Raw genomic sequence first — 22,975 nt, forward strand, 5'->3', positions numbered from 1 at the left:
TCACTCCATCAATCGGTCCGCGAACTGGATTCACACAAAAAGACGGGCCGCCGCGAACCGCAGCACCGTCCTGGTCGTCGAGAAGTCTAGCAGTGATCAGCCGTGGGACAGAATCGCCCGGGCCCTGACCACGTCGCGTTCCATCGCCTTGACCAGCTCATCGACGTGGTCGAACTTCTCCTGACCGCGGATGCGGGCCACGAAGTCGACGGCCACGTGCTGACCGTAGAGATCGGCGGCGGTGTCCAGGACGAATGCCTCCACCGTGCGGGTGCGTCCCGAGAAGGTGGGATTGGTGCCGACCGAGACGGCTGCCTGATAGCGCTCCCCCGGCACCACGCTGCCCACCACCGGACCGTGTCCGAGCACCGTGAACCAGGCCGCGTAGACCCCGTCGGCGGGGATCGCCGAATGCATCGGCGGAGCGACATTGGCCGTCGGGAAACCGAGGACCCGACCACGGCCGTCACCACGGACCACCACTCCCTCGACCCGATGCGGGCGTCCCAGGGCCTCGGCGGCGGCCACCACGTCGCCGGCGTCCACGCAGGCACGGACGTACGTGGCCGAGAAGGTGACCGAATCGGACTGGTGATGCTCGGCGACCAACGACATGGATTCGACCGCGAAGCCGAACTTCTCGCCGGCCTTGCGCAGGAAGGCCACGTTCCCCGCGGCCTTCTTGCCGAACGTGAAGTTCTCGCCGACCACCACCTCGACCACGTGCAGGCGCTCGACGAGCAGCTCATGCACGTAGCGATCGGGGGTGAGCTTCATGAAGTCGGCGGTGAACGGCATCACCAGGAAAACGTCGATGCCCAGGTCCTCGGCCAGCTCGGCGCGCCGCGTGAGTGTGGTCAGCTGGGCGGGATGGTTGCCCGGGAAGACGACCTCCATCGGATGCGGATCGAAGGTCATCAGCACCACCGGAACCCCGCGGGCCCGTCCGCTCTTGACGGCGTGCGCGATCAACTCGGCATGTCCGCGGTGCACACCGTCGAACACACCGATGGTCAGGACGCATCTACCCCAGTCCGTGGGGATGTCGTCCTGTCCCCGCCACCGCTGCACGGTGTCAGCCTACGGTGCCCGGGCGGCATTGCCACCGCCAGATCCCCAGCGTGAGGTGTCCGTAGGAAGAAAAGATTGCCTAAACTTCGTTCCGTGAGTCCGCGACCGAACCCCGAAGGTGAGCTGTCGTCGGTCGCGCAGGACTATCTGAAGACCATCTGGACCGCTCAGGAGTGGTCGCACGAGAAGGTCAGCACCAAGATGCTCGCCGAACGGATCGGGGTGTCGGCCAGCACGGCGTCCGAATCGATCCGCAAACTGGCCGATCAGGGCCTCGTGCACCATGAGAAATACGGCGCGGTGACACTGAGCGAAACGGGCCGCTCCGCCGCCCTGGCGATGGTGCGCCGACACCGTCTGCTCGAGACGTTCCTGGTCAACGAGCTCGGCTACAGCTGGGATGAAGTGCACGACGAGGCCGAGATCCTCGAGCACGCGGTGTCCGACCGGATGCTCGACCGGATGGATGCCAAGTTGGGTTACCCGACCCGGGATCCGCACGGCGATCCCATCCCGGCCGCCGACGGCCGGGTGCCGACTCCCCCGGCCCGCCAGCTCTCCGACTGTGCGGACGGCGAGAGCGGCACGGTGGCACGCATCTCCGATGCGGACCCGGAGATGCTCCGGTACTTCGACAGCGTGGGCATCAGCCTGGACTCGCGGGTGCAGGTGCTGGCCCGCCGCGACTTCGCCGGGATGATCTCGGTCCGGATCGAGAACGCCGGCGAGCCGGCCACCGTCGAACTGGGAAGCCCCGCCGCTCAGGCAATCTGGATCGTCGCGAGCTGACCCGACGGCCGTACCTCCGCCGCGGAATCGGCACCGGGAAATCGGCGCAAGGTTTGTTCCGATTTGGGTACCCGCTACATCGACGTGAGGGACGCGAGGAAGGTCCGGACATGCATCAGCTGACTGCCGCATCGGCAGCATTGTGCGCAGTGGCGGCCGCCGTCGTGGCGCCCACGGCCCGACCGGCCGTCGCGGCCGCCGAGCCGTGCCCCGCCGTCGAGGTGATCTTCGCGCGCGGCACCACCGAGCCAGCCGGTGTCGGGTTCACCGGGCAGACGTTCGTCGATGCCCTCGAGGCCCGCCTACCCGGCAAGGCCGTCGACGTCTATCCGGTGAACTATCCCGCTTCGCTGGACTTCCCGCGCGCCGCCGATGGGGTGGCCGATGCGGCCGCCAGGATCCAGGCCCTCGCGTCGTCGTGCCCCGCGACCAAGATCGTGCTCGGCGGCTTCTCGCAGGGCGCGGCGGTAGCGGCCTATACCACCGCCGACACCGTTCCCACGGGATTCGAACTCCCGACCGGCATCTCCGGACCCATGTCGGCGGACGTGGCCCAGCACGTCGCCGCCGTCGCACTGTTCGGCAAGCCCAGCGCGCAGTTCGTGCAGATGCTCGACCTCGATGCGCCGCCGATCACCATCGGGCATCTGTACGCGGCGAAGACGATCGAACTGTGTGCGCCCGCAGACCCGGTCTGCTCCCCCGCCGGCAACGACCAATCCGCGCACAATTCGTACACCGCCAACGGGATGACCGATCAGGCGGCCGATTTCGCGGCCCGCGCAGTGACCGCGTCCGCCTGACCCTGGGTCACGGCCTCGGTTCGAGGCCGGCGTCGGACGGCTGAACGGCGACCGGTCTCACCCCGTCCGGTCCCGCGCCAATTGGCCCTCGAGCAGTTTTCCCGTCTCGTTGCGCGGCAGCGTGGGCACGAAGACGACATCGCGAGGAACCTTGTGCCGCGCCAGATTCGCGCGCACAAAGGTTCTGAGGTCGTCCGCCTCGAGATCAGTGTCCGGTGCGGTGACGACGAACGCGCGCAACCGTTTTCCGAACTCCGCATCATCGACGCCGATCACTGCGACGTCCAGCACACCCGGATGCCCGATGAGCAGGTTCTCCACTTCGAGCGGAAAGACATTCTCGCCGCCGGAGACGATCATCTCGTCGTCGCGGCCGTCGACGAACCACAACCCGTCGGCGTCGAAGTGGCCGGTGTCCCATTGGACATGTGTGCCTGCCGCTCAATGCCTCACCGCAGGAACACTATTGCCGCGGACACGAAGTGTTGCGGCGACGACGCCGCCTCACCGCGCCGTCCCGGCCGTGCTCGACAACGCCACCAACGCCGCGGCAACCTCGTCGAGCGCCCGGTCCGCCTGACCCAGCAGGCCCGCACCGGAGTGAAAGCCATGCGGCATCTTCGCGCGCTCGCGGTATTGCACGGTGACCCCGGCATTTCTCGCCTTATCGACCAACTGTTGCGACTGCTCCAGCAACGTGTCGTTACCGGCGGCGTCGACGACAAGTGGCGGCAACCCGGCAAGATCTGCAAGAAGCGGGGACACCGCGGGGTGCGCCCGATCGTCGGCATCCAGATACGCGTCGCAGAAACGGCGCAACAGGTCGGGCGTCAGCATCGGTTCACGGCCGTCGCGCGGGACCCGGTGCATGGCTTCGAGCGTCCAATCGATTGCGGGACAGAGCAACCCGATCGCGGCGGGCAACGGCAAGCCGCGCTGCACAGCCGCCACACCGAGCGCCAGCGCCAGTCCCCCGCCGGCGGAATCACCGGCCACGAACACCTTCTCGTCGTTCTGTGCGCGCTCCAGTACTGCCAGATAGGCCCCCAGCGAATCCTCGAATGCAGCCGGGAACCGGTGCTCCGGCGCCAGCCGGTAGTCGGGCACATAGGTCACTGCCCGCAGCGCAAACGCGAGTCGTCCGGCCAGCGCACGATGACTCCGTGGCGACCCGACGGTGTAACCACCACCGTGTACGTACAGCAGTACCCGGTTCCCGGGTTGCTCAGGAGCCAGAACTTCGGTGGGTACGCCACCGAGATCGTCACGCGTGACGGTCAATTCGCGCGGTGCGCCAGGCCAGGTGAACGCAAGATCGAGCGCCCGGCGCTGCACGGTCCACGGCGATTGCGGCAGGAAGATGAGGCGCCCGAGCGGGCGGACCACAGAACGTAGGACCACCGGTGCGACGGTGACCGACATCAGCGCGACACCTTCTCACCGTCGGTCGGACGCACATGCCGAAGTTCGTATCGGTCCAGCGCGGGTGGCTCGCCCAGACGCTCACCATAGCGCGCCGGGGTCCACGGCCAGAGCTCGGGCAGGCCGTCGGCGCCGAGGTACCAGCTGGTGCAACCCGTGGTCCAGACGGTGCCAGGCATCGCCGCGCGCATCTCGGCATAGAACGCATCTGTGGCCGCCTGGGTCGGCGCGACCGAATCGAACTGTCCGGCGCGCCAGCGATCGATCCAGCCGAGAATGTGATCGGCCTGGGTCTCGGCGACGGCGATCAGCGAATAGTTGCCCAATGGGCTGTGCGGGCCCATCAGCATGAACATGTTCGGGAAATTCGGCATGGCCACGCCAAGGTAGGCCTTGGGTCCCTCAGCCCATGCCTCGTCGACGCTGACGCCGTCGCACCCAGTCAGGCGCATCGGGCGCATATAGGCGTGCGCGTCGAAACCGGTGGCCAGGGCGATGACATCGACCTCGTGCAGTACACCGTCGGCCGTGACGATGCCGCGCGGCTCGACGTGATCGATGGCCTCGGTGACCAGATCCACGTTGTCGCGTTGCAGCGCCCGGTAGAAGCCGTCCGAGAGGATCAGGCGACGACACATCGGCTCGTAGTCAGGTGTGAGCTTGCGACGCAATTCGGGGTCGCGCACCGTGCGCAGGTTGGCCCGGCACAGGTTGCCGAGAAGCGTTCGCTGCCAGCCGGGTTCCACCATGGCCCGCAACAGGATCTCGTAGACCACTTGGTAGGTACGGTAGGCAAGGCGGCCCGACGCCGGCAAGTGCCTTCGCAGCACATCGGTCCGCCGCGAGTACGGCAGGTTGGGGAACGGAACAACCCACTGCGGGCTGCGCTGGAACATCTCGAGCCGCGCCGAGGTCTGTGCCAGCCCGCATACGATCTGCACGCCGGTCGACCCGGTACCGATGACAGCCACTCGCTCACCCGTCGTCGGTACCGAATGGTCCCATCGGGCCGAGTGCATCACCGGGCCGCGAAAATCGTTGAGGCCATTGATGTCAGGGTAACGCGGTTCCCGCAGGACCCCGGCCGCCGAGATCAGGAAGTCAACCTCCTGCTGCTCGCCGCCAGCGGTCCGGATCCGCCACTTGTGTTCGGCGAACACGGCCTCGACGACCTCCGTATCGAACCGGATCAGGCCGCGCAGCCCGAAGTCGTCGGCAACCTGGGTGAAATAGGACTGGATCTCCGCTCCCGGCGAGAAGAAGCGGGTCCACGTCGGGTTCGGGAAGAACGTGTACTGGTAGAACCGGGAGGCGACGTCGCAACTCAGTCCGGGGTACGTGTTGTCCCGCCACGTTCCGCCAACCTCGGACGCCTTCTCGTAGACCGTGACGTCACTGATTCCCGCCCTCAGCAACGTGATCGCCATGCACATTCCAGACATGCCGGCACCGATGATCGCAACCGACGGCGTGCGCCTGCGGCTATCGGTACTCATGACCGGCCCCTTCTGCGTGCAGCACAGGAAGTGCATCGGCTTGCCGAATGATGTTGGCGAGATCACGATTTCGCGCGACCAGCCGATCGCCCACACCCAGCACGGTGCGCAAGCTCAGCAGCAGGCGAACGTAGCGGGCGGCGAATACCCGGCTCTTCCGGTGCGCAATGCCGGCGACCATGACCGAACCGGCCTGTGCGACCGGCGCGGGACGGCCGAATAACCCAGGCAACTTGGCCAGCGCGGCCCCGAATCCCGTGCTGGAAACGACATCACGCACCATCCCGGTGTCGATCAAACCGAAGTAGGCCAGCCCCACCCGAACATCCTTGTCGGCCAGTTCTATTCGCAGTGTCCGTCCGAACGCCTCGACTCCGGTCTTCGTCGCACCGTAACCCGCAGCAGTCGGACTGGGGATCAGCGCCATGATCGAGGACACCATCAAGACATAGCCTCGCAGCGCAGTGACGTACGGCAGTGCAGCACGTGAGCACCGGCCGCCGTCAACTGTCGGGCAGTTTCGGCGCCAATTCCGTTGGCGGAACCCGTAACTAGGACGACATTGCCGGACAGATCAAGCGCACGCCGGGACAGCGGTGACCTCGTTGCCATGCGACCACGTTAAGGGGGGCCGGAGCGGGCTCGGAATGTGCGAATCGGTCAGGTATTTGATACAACCGGACATCGCGTACGCGCTATCGCCCATGCAGCCTACTGGGCGGATGGCCCCGCCAACGCTTGAATGCCTGGGTGAACGCCGCGGTTTCGGAGTAGCCCAGCCGACGTGCGACCTCTTCGACCGTGAGGTTGTTTCCGAGTAGCTCGACGGCGAGCGTCTCGCGGACCTCGTCCACCAGCGCACGAAAACTGGTGTGTTCCGCGGCAAGTTGTCGGTGCAGAGTCCGTTCGGCCACCGCGAGTTCACGCGCCACCTGCCCCATCGACGGCATCCGGGCAGGATCCTCCAACAGTCTGCTGCGTAGCGTCGCCGCCATTCCCCCGCGGTGGCGACGACGTTCGAGCAACTCCTCGCATTGCGCGATACAACTGGCCGCCGTGTCGGGGTCCGCGGCGGGCATCGGTTGATCCAGCAGCTCGTGCGGGATGGTTATCGACGAGAGCGAGGCACCCTCGTCGACGGTGACCTCCAGTCCAGTTTCGCCCAACAGCTCCAGCGGCAGATACGCCAGCTCCAGCGGCAGATCCGCCAGCCCCAGCTCGACTGTCAGATCCGCGTCGAAGACGCCGGCAACGAGCAGCGGAGCGATCTGGCTGATGGCCACAAGATCGCGTACCACCAGAAATCGCCGGACATCCGCGGGAATCTGGACGGTATCGAGTTCCAGGACGAGACCGTCCTCGGATTCACGTGTGGAGATGTCCAGAAACGTCGAACTCAAGGCGGCGAAACGACGGCCGATGGTGATTGCATCACGCACGGTCGGGCTGGTGAGGAATGCATATCCGAGGATCCCCGTGCTGACGAGGCTGTACCGCAGCCCGGTTTCCACGCCGAGACTGGTGGGTTCGTCGACCTCATGCAACAGGTTGCGCGCGATCGTCAGCTCTTGGGTGGCCTGAACCTCGGTCGACGGATCGGCGACCTGTGCGACGGTCAGCCCCGTTCCAGCCAGAACCGTTGCGGCGTCGAGCCCGTGCGCCTCGGCCGTCTCCAGCAGATGACGACTTGCGATCGGCGAACGCGGGAAGTCCCAACTCGCACCATTGCGAGCACCCGCAGTGACCATGCGTCTGAAAATATCAAATACCGGTCCGGTTCCCACATTCCGATTCGCACCGCGGATTCATAACGTGACGTCATGATCTTGGGACGTCTGCGCCGCTCGAATCCACGGAAACTGAACGGCAAGGTTGTGGTGATCACCGGCGCCGCGGCCGGCATCGGCGAAGCCACCGCCCGGCTCCTGGTCGCCGACGGCGCCCAGGTCGCCCTGATCGATCGCGACGAGGGCGGGGTGCGCGCCGTGGCCGAATCGCTGGGCTCGCGCGCCGAAGCATTCGTCGCCGATGTCTGCGACGCAGCCGCGCTCGAACGTACGATGGCCGAGGTGATCAACCGGTTCGGCGGCATCGACATGCTGATTGCCAACGCCGGAATCATCGGTCCCGTAAAGACTTTCGCCGCGGTCGACCCGGACGCGTTCGAGCGGGTGATCGAGGTGAACATCCTTGGTGTGTCCCGCACCGTTCGTGCCGCGCTGCCGTCGATCCTGAACCGAAAAGGCTACGTCCTGGTCATCGCGTCAGCCGCCGCCGCGATTCCGACGCCGACCATCGCCGCGTACGGCGTGAGCAAGGCCGGGGCCGAAGCCTTCGGCCGGTCGCTGCGGATGGAACTCACCGAAACCGGCGCCACCGCCGGCGTCGCCTATTTCGGACTGATCGACACGGGAATGGTGCGCAACGACCTCCTGGACGGCACCGGACTCGAAGTGGTCCTGGCGCCACTACCCAAGTGGTTCCGCAAGCCGGCGCCGGTTGACGACGCGGCCCGCGCCCTCGTCCGTGGGATCACGGCGCGGGCACGTTGGGTGTACGCGCCGGGTTACCTGCCGGTGCTGCTGGCGTTGCGAACGACCATCGCTCTGGCGGAACCACTACTGGCCCGCAGTACCCGGCTGCGCGCGGCGATTCGACAGGCCGACGCCGCCACTGGATAATGAACAGGCGCGCCGAACATTGAATGCGTTGCACCAGAACAGTTTTCGCGCGCGGCCTAGAGCGTCGGCTCCAGATCGGCATCCGAGGCGTACACCCCGAGCAGGTCGCGCGCGGAGACAATGCCCACCGTGGCCGCGCCGTCCTCCACCAGAATGTGGCGAATGTGGCGGTCGGTCATCTTCATCGCCACAGTGTCGACGGTGTCACTGGCCTCGCACCACACCAGATCCTTGCTGGCCACCTCTGCCGCCGACACCCGTGACGGATCGCGGCCGGCGGCCACGATCAGGGCGACGTCACGTTCACTCAGCAGTGCGGCCGGACGGTCGTCCTCGCCGACAATGACGGCGCCGACACCAGCCTTGATGATCGCCTGAGCGGCCGCCAGCACCGTCGCGTCGACAGGAATTCGCACCACTGGATCCCCGATGAGGTCGGACACCGCGATCGACCCGGCTGCAGGCACATCGATACCACTCATGGCTTCCATGTTCTCACCGCCGCCGGTCGGGAGTTAGGGACTTCGGTCTTCTGTCGGTGGCATTGGTCCTCCGTCCTACGCCGTCGAGAATCCGCCGATCACCTACGACGCGCACCCCACGCTCACTTCGCGGTGTCCTTCCCGCTGCCACTGTCGCTGTCCTTGTCGGTGTGCGTAACGCTGGCGGTGCCTGCGCTGTCGGCATCCTCGCTGCCCGCGGTGTCCGCGCTCTCAGCGCTGTCGGCCTGCTTGGCACTGGCGGTGCCGGGATCGGCGCTCTTGTCATCATCGGCAGTTTGACCGCGCGTCGCCGTCGAGTCGCTGTCGGTGTCGATGTCGGTGTCGGCATCGGCGCCGTTGGATTCATCGGCACTCGCGCTGGTAGCCGCCAGCGTCGCCTCGGTGGCATCCGCGGCGCCGGTGCCCGTCTCCGCCGCGTCAGTAGCACTGGTATCCACATCGTTGTTCGAAGTCGACACCGCAGCCAACGATTCCGTGCTCGTCGACAACGTGTCGACCGTCGACTCATCCGTATGGAGGGGATCCGGGTTCAGCCCGAGGGACTTCCACAATTCGTAGAACGAAGAGGCCAACGAGCTCGGGTTGACGCCGATATTGACGAGATCGTCCGAGAGGGTGGGATTGCTGAAGTCCCAGAATGACGACGATTTCCACAGTTTGTTGCTGTTGTCGACATTGTCCTGCGTGGGCACGTTGGCGATGCCGTCCTCGTAGGACTGCAGCCAGGACTCGAGGGTCTCGTTGCCCGGCCAGAGATCGGAGATCGCCTGCACGATCGTCGGAATCGAATCGGCCTGGGAGGCACAGGAACCCACGCACAGCGGACTGCCGGGCGTGAACGGGTCGAACGCGACGATGATGCCTGCGAGGGCGGTCTGGAGAGTCCTGCCGATCTCGCCCAGATCGGGAAGCTCGATCGCGTTCTCCGAGGGATCCTCCATCAGGTGGTTGATGTAGTTCTCGATGGGCGCGATCAGGTCCAAGGTGAATGTCGTGTTCGACCAGGGCATCAGGTCGCTGTCCGTCGTTCCGGAGATACCCAACCCCGTATAGACGGTGCCACTCGGATCGACGACCTCACCGAAGTCGTAACCGCTGAGCAGGTCGGCCAGCGAGACCTTGAACAGGTTCTTGATGACCGGAATGTCGACCGCGCCAGTGAGCATCAGCGCCGTCCAGATGGCCTGATCGACGGCGGTGATCCCCGTGATGGGACTTTCCGGGGAGTTCGGCGCGCAGCTCTCGGCGTCGCACGAGGGGTCGACAGGGAACTCGGCAGCCATGAATTTCGCGAACTGCTGGGCCAGGCCGGTCCCGGTGTAGAGGTCGTCGTCGGCTCCCGACAGCGCCGTGATCGGGACGAGTATTTCGACCAGGGACGCGAACCGCGCGTAGTCCGCGGGATCCACGCCCCAGATGTTCGACGCGGTGCTCACCCACCACGTGCCGCCATAGATCTGCGCAGTGGAGAACGAGTCGATGGCCTCGATTTCATTTCCGGGGATATTGATGATGTCGATCAGCAGGTTTATCGGGATGTTGAGAATCGAGGATGAGGCAAGTCGGACCTCTTTTTGAACACTTCGGTACTCGGTCGACGAATTAGCCGGCCCGTGCGCCATGAGCATCGGAGCGGCCTCGACAACGCCGAGTGCGGTCACCGTCGCCAGCGCGAAGCCAGCCGACAACCGACGGACCCGCGAAGGCTCGGCGCTTCGTGCTCCACCGCGAAACTGACGGACGCCGGGCGCCACCGGAAGTCTGGCCGGTGATCCCCCTGCGGCGCCGCTGTTGTGGCGACGTTTTGGTTCCCGGTGTTGTCCCCCAAGGCTTCCAGTAGCCATTCGCGCTCCCTCATGTCGATCGCACCCAGCAGGTCTGCGTCAACAAATATCCGAGTAGGGGTAGCTGGCCGCTAGAGCAACTACATACCTCAATTCCGGTCGGCGAGGCCCCATGAGGTTGTCGGCGACGGGCGGCACTGTCGCGCACGTGGCCCCGATCGACCGCCCGACATCGCGCCTTTCCGACCCGTTGCCCGCCCACCGACACGGCCTTATTCCGAGGAACCATCGACCGGGATCCGGGAATTGACCCGCTATGGTGATGCGAAATCAATGACCCGTTCGCGGATCATGCTCTCCGGGGGGATAATTTCGTGCCGAAACACCGCAGCTCATCGGATCGCGCGCCGCAATTGCGGGTCGGACTGGCAGGCGCCGCCCTCTTCGGGAGCGGTCTTCTCGTCACCCTCGCCGAGGCCGGAACCGCCGCAGCGGCCCCCGCCGACCAGGCGACGTCGGGTTGTTCCGTCGACGAACCGAGCTTCTGCCCCACGGCTGACGCCCCGAAGCTCGGAACCATCGGCCTGGCGGCCGCCACCGAACCGTTCAACATTTTCTGGGGCGACGGCACTGCCGAGCACCCGAACGCCGGCATCTTCTTCGGCAACGGCTTCAGCTACGACGCCACCACCTGCACGGACACCTGCAACGGCGGCAAGGGCGGCTGGCTGAGCGGCAACGGCGGCAACGGCTGGGGTGGCGGCGACGGCGGCGACGCCGGGATGTTCGGCAACGGTGGTGACGGTGCCGCCGGCACTGCGTATCACCCCGACGGCGGCAACGGCGGCAAGGGCGGCGACTGGGGCGGCACCCGCAGCACCGGAATATTTGCCGGTGCCGGCGGTGCGGGCTACAGCGTGACCGCGCCGTCGGACCGCCTGATCCGGGCCGGCGATGGCGGCAGAGGTGGGGCCGCCGGCCAGTGGGCCGGTTCCGGCGCAGACGGCGGCGCGGGCGGCGACTCCGTCTACGGCAACGCCGGCGACGGCGGCGACGGCGGCAGCGCCGCGCTGATGAACATCACCGGGCCGGCCAGGGGCGGCACCGGCGGCGACGGCGGCGATTCCGCAACGGGCAACGCCGGCGACGGCGGCGACGGCGGTGGCGGCGGCGTCCTCGGTTGGAGCGACGGCGGCCAAGGCGGCACCGGCGGATCCGCCGGCCCCGATGGCGGCCGCGGCGGCAACGGCGGCGACGGCGGCAGCGCCGGCACATTCGGCACCAAGGGCGGTGACGGCGGCAACGGCGGCGATGGCGCCGACATCTCCAAGGGTTACGGCGAATGGGGCGGGCTCGGCGGCAACGGCGGCAACGGCGGCTTTCTCACCGGCGTCGGCGGCACCGGCGGTAAGGGCGGCCAGGGTGGTGACGGCAGCCTGGGCGGCGGCAACGGTGGCACGGGTGGCTACGGCGGCAATGGCGCCACCCCCGGCAGCGGTGGCGCCGGCGGCACGGGCGGAAACGGCCCTACTGCTGCTGGATCACCCGGCGGTGCCGGATCTACTGGCTCCGGCACGTCCGGCGGTGCGGGCGGCACCGGCGGCGACGGCGGCAACTGACCCTCAGGACGTCCCGTACTGCATCGTCCCGTCCTGCATCGTCGCTGGGCGCACGACGACCACCGATTTCGTTCGCGTGGGCCCGTCCTCCAACAGCGCCATCACTCGGCCTTCCGGCGCGACTGCCGCGTAGACACCCGGGATACCGGCAGGGTCGAGGGGCCGACCATGGCCGACGTCCACCACCTGGGCATCGGTCAGGTCCCGGCGCGCGAACCCCAACAGGCACGCCTCGTCGAGGGTGTAACTCAACCGCGGCTCCTCGGCCAGTTGCTCGAGTTGGTGCGCCTGGTCGAGGCCGAAACCACCAACCCTGGTGCGGCGCAACGCCGTCAGATGACCACCCACCCCGAGGGCGCTGCCAAGGTCGCGGGCCAGTGCGCGGATGTAGGTGCCGGACGAACAATCCACCGTCACGTCCAGGTCCACCACGTCCGGGAGCTCACCGGCCCGCCGGATCGCGAGAACGTCGAACCGGTCGATACGGACCCGGCGGGCCGCCAGTTCGACCTCCTGCCCCTCGCGGGCAAGCTGATAGGCCCTCTTGCCGCCGATCTTGACCGCGCTGACCTTCGACGGGATCTGGTCGATATCGCCGCGCAGCGGAGCCACCGCGTCGTCGATGGCGGAATCGGTAACCGAGTGAGCCGAAACAGACTGCAGCAGTTGGCCTTCGGCGTCATCGGTCGATGTCGTCTGGCCCAGCCGGATGGTCGCGTCGTACGACTTCGACGTACCGGAGATCAGCCCGAGGATCTTGGTGGCCCGCTCGATCCCGACCACCAGCACACCGGTGGCCATCGGGTCCAGCGTGCCGGCATGACCGACCTTGCGGGTACCGAAGATGCGCCGGCACCGCCCGACCACGTCGTGGCTCGTCATCCCGCCCGGCTTGTCGACGACGACGATCCCGGGCGCGGGACCACCGGCATTCACAACACGATCGCCGTCAGCGCCAGTCCGTCGGTCACCGTCCAGCGCCCGTCGAGCACCGTCAACGGCGCCCCGCTCTCGGCAGCGGGATCGATCAGGATTCTCGACGAGAACGTGCCCGACGTCCCGTCGGCATCGACCTCGAACGCGATGTGGGCGTCCTCGAAACCCAACCAGCGGTGTGTCAGCGGGAACCACGCCTTGTAGGTTGCCTCCTTGGCGCAGAACAGGATTCGGTCCCAGTGCAGCCCATCCGGCAGCACCTGCAACTGCTGACGTTCGACCGGCAGGCTGATCGAGTCGAGCACCCCGCGCGGCAGTACGTCGTGCGGTTCGGCGTCGATGCCCAGTGAGCGGACGTCGGCCCGGTGGGCCACCACGGCTCCGCGGTAACCCTCACAGTGCGTCAGACTGCCGACGACGCCGTCGGGCCAGCACGGTTCGCCCTTGTCCCCCTTGAGGATCGGGGCGGGCTCCACACCGAGTTGAGCCAGCGCGATCCGGGCGCAATGGCGCACCGCGACGAACTCGTTGCGGCGCTTGGCAACCGACTTCGCGATCAGCGGCTCCTCTTCGGGCAGCGGCGCCAGACCGGGTAGGTCGGAGTAGATCTCCGCGGCGGCCACATCGGCGGGCAGCAACGGGTCGATCAGCCGCGTCATGACCGCCGCGACCGTAGCCGGTCCCGGAACTGCGCGGACTGCGCCTGCATCTCCGGGGTGATGACGAAATGGCCGCCGAAGTCGTTGAGATAACCCGGGGCGTAATTCGGGTCCGGCAGCACCTGCCGGAGCCAGCGATAGGGCTTGCGTCGGCGCCACTCCCGCGGATAGCCCACCGAGACCTCTTCGAAGCGCACCCCGTCGTACCACGTGGTGCGCGGAATGTGCAGGTGCCCGTAGACCGAACACACCGCGTTGTAGCGGGTGTGCCAGTCCCTGGTGGCCGTCGTGCCGCACCACAGGGAGAACTCCGGGTAGAACATCACGTCGCAGGGTTCACGAACCATCGGGAAGTGGTTGACCAACACCGTCGGCATCATCCAGTCGAGGTCTTCCAGCCGTTTGCGGGTGTGCACCAATCGGTCGTGGCACCAGGCGTCCTTGGTGGCGTAGGGCTCGCTGGAGAGCAGGTACTCGTCGGTGGCGACCACGCCGTTGTCCTTGGCGATCGCCAGACCCTCGCTCTTGGTGCCGGCCCCGGCCGGCAGGAACGAGTAGTCGTACAGCAGGAACATCGGCACGATCGTGGCCGGGCCGCCCTCCTCGGTCCAGATCGGGAAGGGGTGCTCCGGAGTGACGATGCCCATCTCGTCGCACATGTTGACCAGGTAGTCGTAGCGGGACCGGCCGAACACCTGGACCGGGTCCTTGCCGGTGGTCCACAGCTCATGGTTCCCCGGCACCCAGATCACCTTGGCGAAGCGCTTACGCAGCAGGTCGAGCGCCCAGCGGATCTCGTCGGTCCGCTCGGCGACGTCGCCCGCCACGATCAGCCAGTCGTCCGGCGTGGACGGATACAGCTCCTCGGTGACCGGCTTGTTGCCGCTGTGCCCGGTGTGCAGGTCGCTGATCGCCCACAGCGTGGGGCGCAGTCTGCCCTGCGGTTGATGCGACACAACCCGAGAGCCTACTGCCGGTACTCACCACAGGTCGCACCGCAGCACAGGAAACTAGAACACGTTCTCGCCCAGGCTTGTAGACTCCCGGCTCAGGTCGGTTCCGAACACGAGAGGGGTGTCATGGTCGCCAGGATGCGGCTCTGTGCTGCATTGGGCGCTTTGCTGGCCGCGGTCGTCATTGTTCTTCAGGCGCCGGCGCCGCCCACGGGACCGTCCATGGCGGTCGACCTGCGTGCCACCGGAATGCCACTGGCGCCCGAGACCACGATCAAATCGCCCGTGCTCAACCTGACCGACCCGGATCCGTTCGATCCGTGCCGCGACATCCCGCTGGACGTGATCAACAACCTGGGCCTCGGCTTCACGCCGCCGGAGCCCCAGGACGGCCTGCGCTGTCAGCTGGACGCCGGGAATTACCAGATGGCCGTCGAGGCGTTCGTGTGGCGGACCTACGAGGACACCCTGCCGCCCGACGCCGTCGAGACCGACATCGCCGGGCACCGCGCGGCGACGTTCTGGGTGATGAAGCCCACCGACTGGAACAACCGCTGGTGGTTCTCCTGCATGATCGCGTTCAAGACCGGCTACGGGCTGATCCAGCAGTCGCTGTTCTACTCCCCGATATATTCACCCAACGCCCCGGACTGCATGGCCGAGAACATGCGCCGCGCCAACGAACTCGTGCCGTACTACAAGTTCTGAACCGGCCGGGCACTAGGCGCCGAACGGCGCCCACGGGCCGACGCCGCCCACCTTGTCGATGCGAACGCGGGTGAGCACTCCCGGTGGTGAGCCCGCGGGTGGGAACTTCCCGACGAACTCGGGGGCACGCACCGCGGTCAGCTCGGTGAGCAGATCGGGCGCACCGCCCTCGTCGAGGTGTGCCGTCCCGGTCACCACCAAATAGGGCGTCACCGGTTCATCGGCCCGGCGCTGCCCGACGACGGTCACCACTACCCGAGGATCGCGCCGGATGTTGCGCAACTTCTGATAGTTGTGGCTGAGGTGGGCGCTGACCAGCTCGTCGCCGTCGGGGGTCGAACGCAGCGCCATCCACACCAGCGACGCCTGCGGACTGCCGTCCGCGTTGAGGGTCACCAACGTCGCGTCGACGCCGCTCCCGATGAATTCGCGCACACTGTCATCAACGTTCATGCCCGATATCGACAAGCGCGATCGCTGACCTATTCCTCATGCAGGTCGAAGACAAATTCGGGCATGTTCGACCGCTCCAGCATTCCGATCGCCTGCTCGCCGTCCCAGGTGTAGCGGACGCCGGCCTGCTGCAGCGGCGGGAAGCTCCAGTTCGCGGTCTTCACTGCGTCGTCGCCCGGCGCTGCTCCGCGCTGGACGTTGTGGGTGGACAGGACTGTCACCCCGTCGATGCGCTCGACGCCGCCAGCGGTCTCCAGCACCACTGGCACCTCGGCTCCCAGCGCCGGGCGCAGCCTGGTCAGCCACGGTGCCTGCACCACACGTGCCGGTTCGAGTTCCCCGTCGCCGCGGAATACAAATCCCTCGTTGTACTGCGGCTCACCGTCCGGCCGGGGCGGATACGCGATGTAGCCGAAGCCTTTCCCGCTGGGGAACAACGCCGACTGCCAGCAGTGCCCCCAGAACCCTTCCAACCGGCGCACGCCCTGCCGCCGGATCCGCAGACCGGTGCCGGTGAACGTCTGCTCGGTTCCGTCGACGCGCAGCGAACCGGTGGCCCGGAACAGTTGTTCGTAGCGGGGACCACCCATCAGGTCACCGACGATGGATGTCGCGAGACTCTCGCCGGCCTCGGGCCGCATGGTGCCCTGGATCCACGGCGGTGCCGCCATGGTGGCCCAGACCCGGAACGCCAGATCGACCAGCGGACCGTCCCCGGGACCGGAGACCAGCGCCGCCGAGGACGTCGCGACGGCCCGGCCGTCGAACTCGAGCACCCAGGACTGGAACGGCCGAATACACCGGAACACCAGCGGTCCGGCGCCGAGCACGGTCGGGCGGCCGTCAGGACCCTCGGCCGGCCAGGCGGCACCCTCGTCGCGCAACCGGAACACCCGGCCGTCGGCCAGGGCCACGTTGACCTGGGTCTGGTGGGCGTTCCAACTGGAAGCGACGGCCTCGATCCCGATCCGGGGCAACCCGAACTCGCCCCGGTCGTCGAGCACCCAGAAGCTCGCCGAATCACGCATCTCCGGGTCGTCGGGGCGACTCGCGAACATCAGCTCGCGGTCCGGGTCGAGCCCGCCGGTAAGGTCAATTCCCATGGCTCTCTCCACTTTTCGTCCAGTCGGCGGATAGTGCCAGATACTCGGCGAACAACGGACGGATGGCGTCGAAGTCCATCCCGAAATCCGCCGGATCGGCCTTGGGGTGCGGCTCCCGGTCGGCCGCGTTCTGCGCCCACCAGTGCGCCATGCCGGCCTCGAATTCATCGCTCACCGGTCGACCCAGCCAGGCGTACAGGCGCCGGACCTCGCCGAGGGGATCCGCCGCCATCGCGGTGAAGTCGATATCGAAGAAGCGGGCGCCGGCCGGGCCCGCGCGGAACCGGCACACCCGTTGCGTCCCGGTCGCCCACTGGGCGACATTGAGTTCACCGAGATACCGGCGGTCCAGGTGATCGGTGAATCCACCCACGATGTCGGCGTACACATCAGCGACCGACAGCAGCACATCGGACGGATCGCGGTGGGTCATCACGAACCGGGCATCGGGGAACACCTCGTCGAGGTAGGTCAGCGACAACACATGAGCCGGGGTCTTCAGGCGCCACGGGCGCACCGGTTCACCCCACGCCAGAAGCGCGAGCACCCGGCGCTGGTAGCGGTAGGTGGAGGTGAAATCCGCCCGCTCCACCAGCCACTGCGAGTAGGTGGGAATCTGCGCGAACGCCTGGAAGATCTGCGATTTGAAGTCCAGGGCCATCAGGTCGAGGCACTCCATCGGCCCGCGCGCGTCGACCGGAACGTGAGAACGGCTGCCCGCCAGCACTTTCGGCGTGTCCCGCGGAATGCGGGGGTCAACGCCGACGACGGTGGACGGCGGTGGACAGGGCGTGGCCGACTCCCAGCTGCGCAGGTACCGGATGCCGGGATCCTGGGCGAGCAGGAAACTCAGAGCGGTCGACCCGGTGCGCGGCAGGCCGAGCCCGAAGAGCGGCTCGGCCACCGGCACCTCATCGATCTCCGGATGCCGGGCGTACCAGTCCTCGACCTGCAGGCGCTGGGACAGATGCCCGACGATGCGCGGGTAGATGTAGGCCTCGCCGCGCGCGTTGAGGCGGGCCTCGGACCGCAGCGCAGCGGTCAGGATTTCGAGACCCTCCAGGAACGCGTCGTCACCGAAGTCCTGCAGGCCGGTCTCGGCCCGGGCGCGGTCGAGCAGATCTCGCACGTGTCCTCCACCATTCGGCAATTCGAGACAGTACACTGCCATCAATATGAGCGAAGCGTCAAGCAATTCCCGGCGGCGATACGACAGCTCCACCCGTCGGGCCCAAGCAGCCCAGACCCGGGAGCGCATCATCGCCGCCGCCGTCGAACTGGTGCACGACTTCGCCAGCTGGAACTGGGAGGAACTGACCTTCCGGGCGGTAGCCGCACGGGCCGGTGTGGGCGAACGCACCGTGTACCGACACTTCCCCACCGAGCGGCACCTGCACGACGCGGTGATGGCGCGGCTCGAGGAGCACGCCGGCATTACCTACGAAGACGTCACGCTGGACAACCTCGCCGAGGTGACGGCACGGGTTTTTGGTTCCCTGCAACGTTTTTCGGTCGGCGAATCCGTCAACACACCACAGGATCCGACCTTCGCCGACGTCGATCGGCGGCGCCGTGACGCATTGCGGTGCGCCGTGGCCGACGCCGCGCCGCAATGGACGGAGCCGCAGCAGCGGGCCACCGCCGGGCTGCTCGACGTGCTCTGGAACCTGCCCACCTACGAACGCCTGGTCGGCACCTGGAACCTGCCCGAGGAGGACGCGACACAGGCCGTCGGCTGGCTGCTGAACAAGGTGGCCGCACTGATCACCTCCGACGATCCCCCGTTGGGCATTGCGTAACCTGGCCGGGTGAGCCTGCGAGTCCGCGCCGACCGGGCGCTGAGCAAGGCGCTTCGCCTGCCGGCGCCCACCAATGAGTACCGCGTGGACAACGGCGTCACCGTCCCGATGCGCGACGGCGTCGAACTGATCGCGGACCACTACATTCCCCAGTGCTCCGCCCCGGTCGGCACCCTGCTGGTGCGTACCCCCTACGGCCGCGGCTTCCCGCTGTCGGCGGTCTTCGGCGGCATGTTCGCCGCGCGCGGCTATCAGGTGCTGGTGCAGAGCGTCCGGGGCACCTTCGGGTCCGGCGGCGAGTTCAACCCGACCGTCAACGAGGCCGCCGACGGCGCCGACACCGTCGCGTGGATGCGCCAACAACCTTGGTACACGGGAAGATTCGTCACCGCCGGAATCTCCTACCTCGGCACCGCGCAGTGGGCCCTGCTGACCGATCCGCCCGCGGACATGGCCGGTGCGGTCATCATCGTCGGCAACCACGACTTCCCCCTGGCGAGTTGGGGCAGCGGCGCGTTCGCCGTCAACGACTACCTGCTGTGGAGCTACGCCGTCACCCACCAGGAAGACCCCCGGCGGCTGCGTGACATCCCGCGCCGCCGGCGCCTGCCCGCGGTGCTCGAGCGCACTGCCGCCCGGGTGCCGCTGGTGGCCGCCGGCCGTTCGCTGTTGGGCGACGGCGCATCGTGGTGGGAGGGCTGGTTCGAGCATCCCGACGTCGACGATCCCTACTGGGACAGGCACAAGTTCTACGCCGCACTCGACGGCGCCACCGTGCCGGTGCTGCTGGTCGGCGGCTGGCAGGACGTATTCCTGGCCCAGACGATCGAGCAATACCACCGGTTGCACAGCCGTGGTGTCGACGTCGCGCTGACCATCGGGCCGTGGACCCACGGCCACATGTCGACCAAGGCCGCCCCGCGGATCCTGCGGGAGGCGCTGGCCTTCCTCGACCAGCGCCTGACCGGACGGCCCGCACCACCCCGCAGTCCGGTGCACGTCTTCGTCACCGGCGGCGGTGGCTGGCGCCGACTCCCGGAGTGGCCGCCGGCCACCACGACGCGCACCTGGTTCCTGCAGCCGGGCGCACTGGTGCTCGAACCACCGCCGGGTCCCCCGGCCCGGTCGAGATTCACCTTCGATCCGCACCACCCCACCCCGACGGTCGGCGGCGCGTTGTTGTCGAACGACGGCGGCTACCTGCGCGACGAGCGGCTCGCCGAGCGCGGCGACGTGCTGACGTTCACCAGCCAACCGCTGGCCGAGGACGTCTATGTGTACGGCCCTGCGGTGGTCGAGCTGGATCACGAGACCGACAACCCCTACGTCGACCTGTTCGTGCGGGTGTCCGAGGTCGACCGAAAGGGCCGGTCCCGCAACGTCAGTGACGGCTACCGCCGCCTGATCCGGGACGGTCGGGAGCCGATACGACTGGAACTCGACGAGATCGCCCACCGGTTCCGGGCCGGCTCCCGGATCCGGGTGCTGGTGGCCGGTGGATCCCATCCGCGCTTCACCCGCAACCTGGGCACCGGCGAGAATCAGGGCAGCGGTCACCAGATGCGCCCCGCCACCCACACCATCCACCACGGCGGCTCGTCGCGGCTCACCCTGCCGCTCGGGACCCCGTCAGCCCACCAGCCGCCGGACCCGATCGGCGACCCCGGTCAGAGTGGCTGAATCATGAACGGGCGCAGCAACTTCGGACTCCACCGGTAACTCGACCCAACTCCGGCAACCGGCGTAGTCGTCGAGCCGCGGCAGCGCGGCCGGCGTGATCAACGGACGGGCTTGCACCACCAGCACGGTGAGCCGATGCCGGGGCCGGAAATCCAGCCGCTCGGCGCGCACCGACCGGTCGGTCCAGATGTGCAGATCGGCCAGCTCGTCGATGCGCTCGGGCCGGTGGACCTCGACGGCCGCGACCACCCGGGCGGCCGCACGGATCACCAGCTGGGTCTCGGTGCTGTCGGTGGCCGCGGCGGCAAGCAGGTCGCGATGCTCGGGTCGCACCCGCTCGGCGTGACCGTGCGCGAACGTCGGGAACAGGACGAACTCACGGGCGGTGACGCCGAATCGCTTCTCGTGGATTCCGCCCTTGCGCAGCAGCACCGTCTGGCGCCCGTCGAGCAGCGCCAGCACCGCCGCAGCCCACTCCTTGAGGGCGGGTGTCATCGGGCGTTCAGGCGCGCCAGCACCTCGGGCCGGCGCAGCGGCGGGACGGATCTGGGCGGCTGACGGCGCGGCGGCAGGGTTTCGAGCAGGCGCGCGGTGACGGCCGCGACCTCGGCGACGGCCGCCTCGAACGCTGCGCCGTTGGCCTCCGACGGGCGGGTGATGCCGCTGACCTTGCGGACGTACTGGCGAGCGGCGGCCTCGACCTCGATGGTGGTGGCGGGCGGCTCCAGGCCACGGAGTTCGGTGATGTTCCGGCACATGGCCTCCAAGGTAGGCGCGTCCGTTGCGGCTGGCTATCGTGCCCTTGTGACCGAAGACGCCCTGTTGACCGACACCACCGACCGCATCCGCACGCTGACACTGAACCGGCCGGCGTCGCGCAACGCGCTGTCCGCCGAACTACGCCGCCGGTTCTTCCGCGCCCTGGCGGACGCCGAGGCCGACGACGCCGTCGACGTCGTCATCGTCACCGGCGCCGACCCGGTGTTCTGCGCCGGACTGGACCTCAAGGAACTGGGCGACACCACCGAGCTGCCCGACATCTCGCCGAAATGGCCCGACATGTCCAAGCCGGTGATCGGCGCCATCAACGGCGCTGCGGTCACGGGCGGCCTCGAACTGGCGCTGTACTGCGACGTCCTGATCGCGTCGGAGAACGCGGCGTTCGCCGACACCCACGCCCGCGTGGGCTTGTTGCCCACCTGGGGACTGTCGGTCCGGCTGCCGCAGAAGGTGGGCGTCGGGCTGGCCCGGCGGATGAGCCTGACCGGTGACTACCTGTCGGCCGACGAGGCACTGCGGGCCGGCTTGGTCACCGAGGTGGTGGCCCACGACGAGCTGCTGCCCGCCGCCCGCCGGGTGGCCGCCACCATCGCGGGCAACAATCAGAAGGCCGTGCGGTCGCTGCTGGCGTCCTATCACCGCATCGACGCCGACCAGACCAGTTCGGCGCTGTGGCTCGAGGCGGAGGCGGCGCGGGCGTGGATGCGATCCACGACCGGTGACGACATCGCGGCCAGCCGATCCGGCGTGATGGCCCGCGGCCGCGCACAGGTGCGGCCATAGAACCATGAAGCCCGCATCGACAGCCGACACCGTCGCCACCGTTCTGCTCTGGATCACGCTGGTCCTCGTCGGCGGCGTCGGCGGGTTCTTCTCCCTGTTCGCGGTGATGGCCACCGATGGGTGTTCCAGCGGACCCGATAACCGGTGCAACTTCACCACCATCAACGCCGCGTTCCTGGTGGCGTGGGGCGGACTGGCGCTGGCCGCGGCCGTCGCCATCGGCGGCACCATCTGGGCCGTGCGGAAACGGACCGCCACCTTCGTCTGGCCGCTGATCGGGCTCGTCCTGGTGGTCGCGGCCCTGGGTGTGGGAGCCGCATTGCTCAACGCGGGCGTCGGGATGGACTTCGCCGCCGGAGCGCACAACCCGCTAACGTCGAGGACGTGAACGAAGCACATGAGATGTGCGGCAGCGACGAATGGCGCCAGGCGATCCGCGACATCATCCTGCCGTGGGCGCTCGGTGAGGTCGAGCTCGGCGACGACGTCCTCGAGGTCGGCCCGGGTTACGGCGCCACCACCGACGTGCTGTCCGGGCTGACCCCGCAACTGACGTCGGTGGAGATCGACCCCGCCCTGGCGGCGATGCTGCGCGACCGCTTCGCGGGCGCCCCGTCGGTCCAGATCGTCGACGGCGATGCCACCGCGCTCGATTTCCCCGACGAGAAGTTCACCGGCGCAGCATGTTTCACGATGCTGCACCACGTCCCCACGGCCGAGCTCCAGGACCGGCTGTTCGCCGAAGTGGCACGGGTGTTGACGCCGGGCGCTGCACTGGTCGCCAGTGACAGCCTGGCCAGCGACGGGCTGGCCGGCATGCACGAGGACGACACCTACAACCCGGTGGATCCGGCGACGCTGCCCGACCGGTTGGCCGCAGCGGGCTTCGGTGATGTTCAGGTGCGCACCAACGAGTTCGGCTGGGCCGCGGTGGCTCGCCGCTGACCCGCGCA

25 protein-coding genes and 2 pseudogenes are annotated in these 22,975 nt (G+C 67.8%); 10 read left to right on the forward strand and 17 right to left on the reverse strand.

Features of this window, described 5'->3' with window-relative positions:
* Positions 1-96 precede the first annotated feature (96 nt).
* Positions 97-1,071 carry a bifunctional riboflavin kinase/FAD synthetase gene (locus U0R18_RS05940; RefSeq protein WP_526366869.1) on the reverse strand — a complete coding sequence of 325 codons (975 nt, stop codon included), beginning with the start codon at positions 1,069-1,071 and terminating at the stop codon, positions 97-99.
* A 93-nt stretch (positions 1,072-1,164) separates the two neighbouring features.
* Between U0R18_RS05940 and mntR the strand changes: the two genes are divergently transcribed.
* Together mntR and U0R18_RS05950 are read left to right on the forward strand one after the other, a co-directional pair.
* Entirely contained in the window at positions 1,165-1,860 is a 696-nt protein-coding gene (mntR, locus tag U0R18_RS05945) for a manganese-binding transcriptional regulator MntR (protein WP_526366871.1), read from the forward strand.
* A gap of 110 nt (positions 1,861-1,970) precedes the next feature.
* Positions 1,971-2,663: a cutinase family protein gene (locus tag U0R18_RS05950; protein ID WP_526366873.1), complete on the forward strand. Its 693-nt coding sequence runs from the start codon at positions 1,971-1,973 to the stop codon at positions 2,661-2,663.
* A gap of 57 nt (positions 2,664-2,720) precedes the next feature.
* Here U0R18_RS05950 and U0R18_RS05955 read toward each other — a convergent pair.
* The 6 genes and pseudogenes from U0R18_RS05955 to U0R18_RS05980 form a co-directional block, all read right to left on the reverse strand.
* A pseudogene (locus tag U0R18_RS05955) lies at positions 2,721-3,080 on the reverse strand (AMP-binding enzyme); the annotation flags it as partial.
* A gap of 87 nt (positions 3,081-3,167) precedes the next feature.
* A complete protein-coding gene (locus U0R18_RS05960) occupies positions 3,168-4,085 on the reverse strand; it encodes an alpha/beta hydrolase (protein ID WP_526366875.1) in 918 nt (305 codons plus the stop codon).
* Positions 4,085-5,581 (reverse strand): flavin-containing monooxygenase, encoded by a 1,497-nt coding sequence (locus tag U0R18_RS05965; protein ID WP_526366877.1) that lies wholly within the window; start codon positions 5,579-5,581, stop codon positions 4,085-4,087. The genes U0R18_RS05960 and U0R18_RS05965 overlap by 1 nt, the downstream gene beginning before the upstream one ends.
* A pseudogene (locus U0R18_RS05970) lies at positions 5,568-6,065 on the reverse strand (SDR family NAD(P)-dependent oxidoreductase); the annotation flags it as partial. The pseudogene U0R18_RS05970 and the gene U0R18_RS05965, both read right to left, overlap by 14 nt.
* Entirely contained in the window at positions 6,023-6,193 is a 171-nt protein-coding gene (locus tag U0R18_RS05975; protein ID WP_526366879.1) for an SDR family NAD(P)-dependent oxidoreductase, read from the reverse strand. The pseudogene U0R18_RS05970 and the gene U0R18_RS05975, both read right to left, overlap by 43 nt.
* A gap of 83 nt (positions 6,194-6,276) precedes the next feature.
* Positions 6,277-7,365: a helix-turn-helix transcriptional regulator gene (locus U0R18_RS05980; RefSeq protein WP_526366881.1), complete on the reverse strand. Its 1,089-nt coding sequence runs from the start codon at positions 7,363-7,365 to the stop codon at positions 6,277-6,279.
* A 36-nt stretch (positions 7,366-7,401) separates the two neighbouring features.
* Between U0R18_RS05980 and U0R18_RS05985 the strand changes: the two genes are divergently transcribed.
* Positions 7,402-8,262 carry an SDR family oxidoreductase gene (locus U0R18_RS05985; protein WP_526366883.1) on the forward strand — a complete coding sequence of 287 codons (861 nt, stop codon included), beginning with the start codon at positions 7,402-7,404 and terminating at the stop codon, positions 8,260-8,262.
* 56 nt (positions 8,263-8,318) lie between these two features.
* Here U0R18_RS05985 and U0R18_RS05990 read toward each other — a convergent pair whose 3' ends face one another.
* Both U0R18_RS05990 and U0R18_RS05995 read right to left on the reverse strand, forming a co-directional pair.
* The gene (locus U0R18_RS05990; protein WP_526366885.1) at positions 8,319-8,744 is read right to left on the reverse strand and encodes a CBS domain-containing protein; all 426 of its coding nucleotides are present in this window, start codon (positions 8,742-8,744) and stop codon (positions 8,319-8,321) included.
* A gap of 122 nt (positions 8,745-8,866) precedes the next feature.
* A complete protein-coding gene (locus U0R18_RS05995; protein ID WP_526366887.1) occupies positions 8,867-10,453 on the reverse strand; it encodes a hypothetical protein in 1,587 nt (528 codons plus the stop codon).
* Positions 10,454-10,923: 470 nt separating this feature from the next.
* Here U0R18_RS05995 and U0R18_RS06000 point away from each other — a divergent pair, with 470 nt between their 5' ends.
* Positions 10,924-12,168: a hypothetical protein gene (locus U0R18_RS06000; RefSeq protein WP_526366889.1), complete on the forward strand. Its 1,245-nt coding sequence runs from the start codon at positions 10,924-10,926 to the stop codon at positions 12,166-12,168.
* A gap of 3 nt (positions 12,169-12,171) precedes the next feature.
* On the opposite strand, the gene truB is transcribed toward U0R18_RS06000, so the two are convergent.
* Genes truB through pptH form a run of 3 tightly spaced genes read right to left on the reverse strand, consistent with a single transcriptional unit; the run spans position 12,172 to position 14,719 of the window.
* Positions 12,172-13,104: a tRNA pseudouridine(55) synthase TruB gene (gene truB / locus U0R18_RS06005; RefSeq protein WP_526366891.1), complete on the reverse strand. Its 933-nt coding sequence runs from the start codon at positions 13,102-13,104 to the stop codon at positions 12,172-12,174.
* Positions 13,101-13,763, reverse strand: coding sequence for a 4'-phosphopantetheinyl transferase PptT (gene pptT, locus U0R18_RS06010; protein ID WP_526366893.1), 663 nt, complete (start codon positions 13,761-13,763; stop codon positions 13,101-13,103). The genes truB and pptT overlap by 4 nt, the downstream gene beginning before the upstream one ends.
* Complete coding sequence (gene pptH, locus U0R18_RS06015; protein ID WP_526366895.1) at positions 13,760-14,719, reverse strand: ACP phosphodiesterase PptH; 960 nt, start codon at positions 14,717-14,719, stop codon at positions 13,760-13,762. The genes pptT and pptH overlap by 4 nt, the downstream gene beginning before the upstream one ends.
* Positions 14,720-14,842: 123 nt before the next feature.
* On the opposite strand from pptH, the gene U0R18_RS06020 reads away from it, so the two are divergent.
* The gene (locus U0R18_RS06020) at positions 14,843-15,424 is read left to right on the forward strand and encodes a DUF3558 domain-containing protein (protein WP_526366897.1); all 582 of its coding nucleotides are present in this window, start codon (positions 14,843-14,845) and stop codon (positions 15,422-15,424) included.
* Positions 15,425-15,436: 12 nt separating this feature from the next.
* Here U0R18_RS06020 and U0R18_RS06025 read toward each other — a convergent pair whose 3' ends face one another.
* Genes U0R18_RS06025 through U0R18_RS06035 form a run of 3 tightly spaced genes read right to left on the reverse strand, consistent with a single transcriptional unit; the run spans position 15,437 to position 18,151 of the window.
* Positions 15,437-15,877: a TIGR03618 family F420-dependent PPOX class oxidoreductase gene (locus tag U0R18_RS06025; RefSeq protein WP_526366899.1), complete on the reverse strand. Its 441-nt coding sequence runs from the start codon at positions 15,875-15,877 to the stop codon at positions 15,437-15,439.
* Between the two features lie 29 nt (positions 15,878-15,906).
* Complete coding sequence (locus U0R18_RS06030) at positions 15,907-16,980, reverse strand: DUF7064 domain-containing protein (RefSeq protein ID WP_526366902.1); 1,074 nt, start codon at positions 16,978-16,980, stop codon at positions 15,907-15,909.
* Positions 16,970-18,151, reverse strand: coding sequence for a sulfotransferase (locus U0R18_RS06035; RefSeq protein WP_526366904.1), 1,182 nt, complete (start codon positions 18,149-18,151; stop codon positions 16,970-16,972). Before U0R18_RS06035 ends, U0R18_RS06030 begins: the two co-directional genes overlap by 11 nt.
* 4 nt (positions 18,152-18,155) lie before the next feature.
* Between U0R18_RS06035 and U0R18_RS06040 the strand changes: the two genes are divergently transcribed.
* Both U0R18_RS06040 and U0R18_RS06045 read left to right on the forward strand, forming a co-directional pair.
* Positions 18,156-18,779, forward strand: a complete 624-nt coding sequence (locus U0R18_RS06040; RefSeq protein ID WP_526366906.1) for a TetR/AcrR family transcriptional regulator — start codon at positions 18,156-18,158, stop codon at positions 18,777-18,779.
* Between the two features lie 9 nt (positions 18,780-18,788).
* Positions 18,789-20,459 (forward strand): CocE/NonD family hydrolase, encoded by a 1,671-nt coding sequence (locus U0R18_RS06045; RefSeq protein ID WP_526366908.1) that lies wholly within the window; start codon positions 18,789-18,791, stop codon positions 20,457-20,459.
* On the opposite strand, the gene U0R18_RS06050 is transcribed toward U0R18_RS06045, so the two are convergent.
* Together U0R18_RS06050 and U0R18_RS06055 are read right to left on the reverse strand one after the other, a co-directional pair.
* Positions 20,409-20,954 (reverse strand): DUF1802 family protein, encoded by a 546-nt coding sequence (locus tag U0R18_RS06050; RefSeq protein WP_526366910.1) that lies wholly within the window; start codon positions 20,952-20,954, stop codon positions 20,409-20,411. The two genes, U0R18_RS06045 and U0R18_RS06050, sit on opposite strands and share 51 nt — an antisense overlap.
* Positions 20,951-21,217 (reverse strand): DUF2277 domain-containing protein, encoded by a 267-nt coding sequence (locus U0R18_RS06055; RefSeq protein WP_526366912.1) that lies wholly within the window; start codon positions 21,215-21,217, stop codon positions 20,951-20,953. The genes U0R18_RS06050 and U0R18_RS06055 overlap by 4 nt, the downstream gene beginning before the upstream one ends.
* A gap of 46 nt (positions 21,218-21,263) precedes the next feature.
* Between U0R18_RS06055 and U0R18_RS06060 the strand changes: the two genes are divergently transcribed.
* The 3 genes from U0R18_RS06060 to U0R18_RS06070 are packed head-to-tail and all read left to right on the forward strand — an operon-like array spanning position 21,264 to position 22,967.
* A complete protein-coding gene (locus U0R18_RS06060) occupies positions 21,264-22,022 on the forward strand; it encodes an enoyl-CoA hydratase (RefSeq protein ID WP_526366914.1) in 759 nt (252 codons plus the stop codon).
* A 4-nt stretch (positions 22,023-22,026) separates the two neighbouring features.
* Entirely contained in the window at positions 22,027-22,410 is a 384-nt protein-coding gene (locus tag U0R18_RS06065) for a hypothetical protein (RefSeq protein WP_526366916.1), read from the forward strand.
* Positions 22,407-22,967 carry a methyltransferase domain-containing protein gene (locus U0R18_RS06070; protein ID WP_526366918.1) on the forward strand — a complete coding sequence of 187 codons (561 nt, stop codon included), beginning with the start codon at positions 22,407-22,409 and terminating at the stop codon, positions 22,965-22,967. The genes U0R18_RS06065 and U0R18_RS06070 overlap by 4 nt, the downstream gene beginning before the upstream one ends.
* Positions 22,968-22,975: the final 8 nt, after the last annotated feature.

The organism is Mycobacterium sp., assembly GCF_046330795.1.
Taxonomy (GTDB): Bacteria; Actinomycetota; Actinomycetes; order Mycobacteriales; family Mycobacteriaceae; genus Mycobacterium.

Excerpts from the sequence above, each read along its gene's own strand:
- U0R18_RS05950 (WP_526366873.1), top strand. The coding sequence starts at position 1,971 with ATGCATCAGCTGACTGCCGCATCGGCAGCATTGTGCGCAGTGGCGGCC.
- U0R18_RS05960 (WP_526366875.1), bottom strand. The coding sequence starts at position 4,085 with ATGTCGGTCACCGTCGCACCGGTGGTCCTACGTTCTGTGGTCCGCCCG.
- U0R18_RS05965 (WP_526366877.1), bottom strand. The coding sequence starts at position 5,581 with ATGAGTACCGATAGCCGCAGGCGCACGCCGTCGGTTGCGATCATCGGT.
- U0R18_RS05975 (WP_526366879.1), bottom strand. The coding sequence starts at position 6,193 with ATGGCAACGAGGTCACCGCTGTCCCGGCGTGCGCTTGATCTGTCCGGC.
- U0R18_RS05985 (WP_526366883.1), top strand. The coding sequence starts at position 7,402 with ATGATCTTGGGACGTCTGCGCCGCTCGAATCCACGGAAACTGAACGGC.
- U0R18_RS05990 (WP_526366885.1), bottom strand. The coding sequence starts at position 8,744 with ATGAGTGGTATCGATGTGCCTGCAGCCGGGTCGATCGCGGTGTCCGAC.
- pptT (WP_526366893.1), bottom strand. The coding sequence starts at position 13,763 with ATGACGCGGCTGATCGACCCGTTGCTGCCCGCCGATGTGGCCGCCGCG.
- U0R18_RS06020 (WP_526366897.1), top strand. The coding sequence starts at position 14,843 with ATGGTCGCCAGGATGCGGCTCTGTGCTGCATTGGGCGCTTTGCTGGCC.
- U0R18_RS06025 (WP_526366899.1), bottom strand. The coding sequence starts at position 15,877 with ATGAACGTTGATGACAGTGTGCGCGAATTCATCGGGAGCGGCGTCGAC.
- U0R18_RS06030 (WP_526366902.1), bottom strand. The coding sequence starts at position 16,980 with ATGGGAATTGACCTTACCGGCGGGCTCGACCCGGACCGCGAGCTGATG.
- U0R18_RS06035 (WP_526366904.1), bottom strand. The coding sequence starts at position 18,151 with ATGGCAGTGTACTGTCTCGAATTGCCGAATGGTGGAGGACACGTGCGA.
- U0R18_RS06040 (WP_526366906.1), top strand. The coding sequence starts at position 18,156 with ATGAGCGAAGCGTCAAGCAATTCCCGGCGGCGATACGACAGCTCCACC.
- U0R18_RS06050 (WP_526366910.1), bottom strand. The coding sequence starts at position 20,954 with ATGACACCCGCCCTCAAGGAGTGGGCTGCGGCGGTGCTGGCGCTGCTC.
- U0R18_RS06055 (WP_526366912.1), bottom strand. The coding sequence starts at position 21,217 with ATGTGCCGGAACATCACCGAACTCCGTGGCCTGGAGCCGCCCGCCACC.
- U0R18_RS06065 (WP_526366916.1), top strand. The coding sequence starts at position 22,027 with ATGAAGCCCGCATCGACAGCCGACACCGTCGCCACCGTTCTGCTCTGG.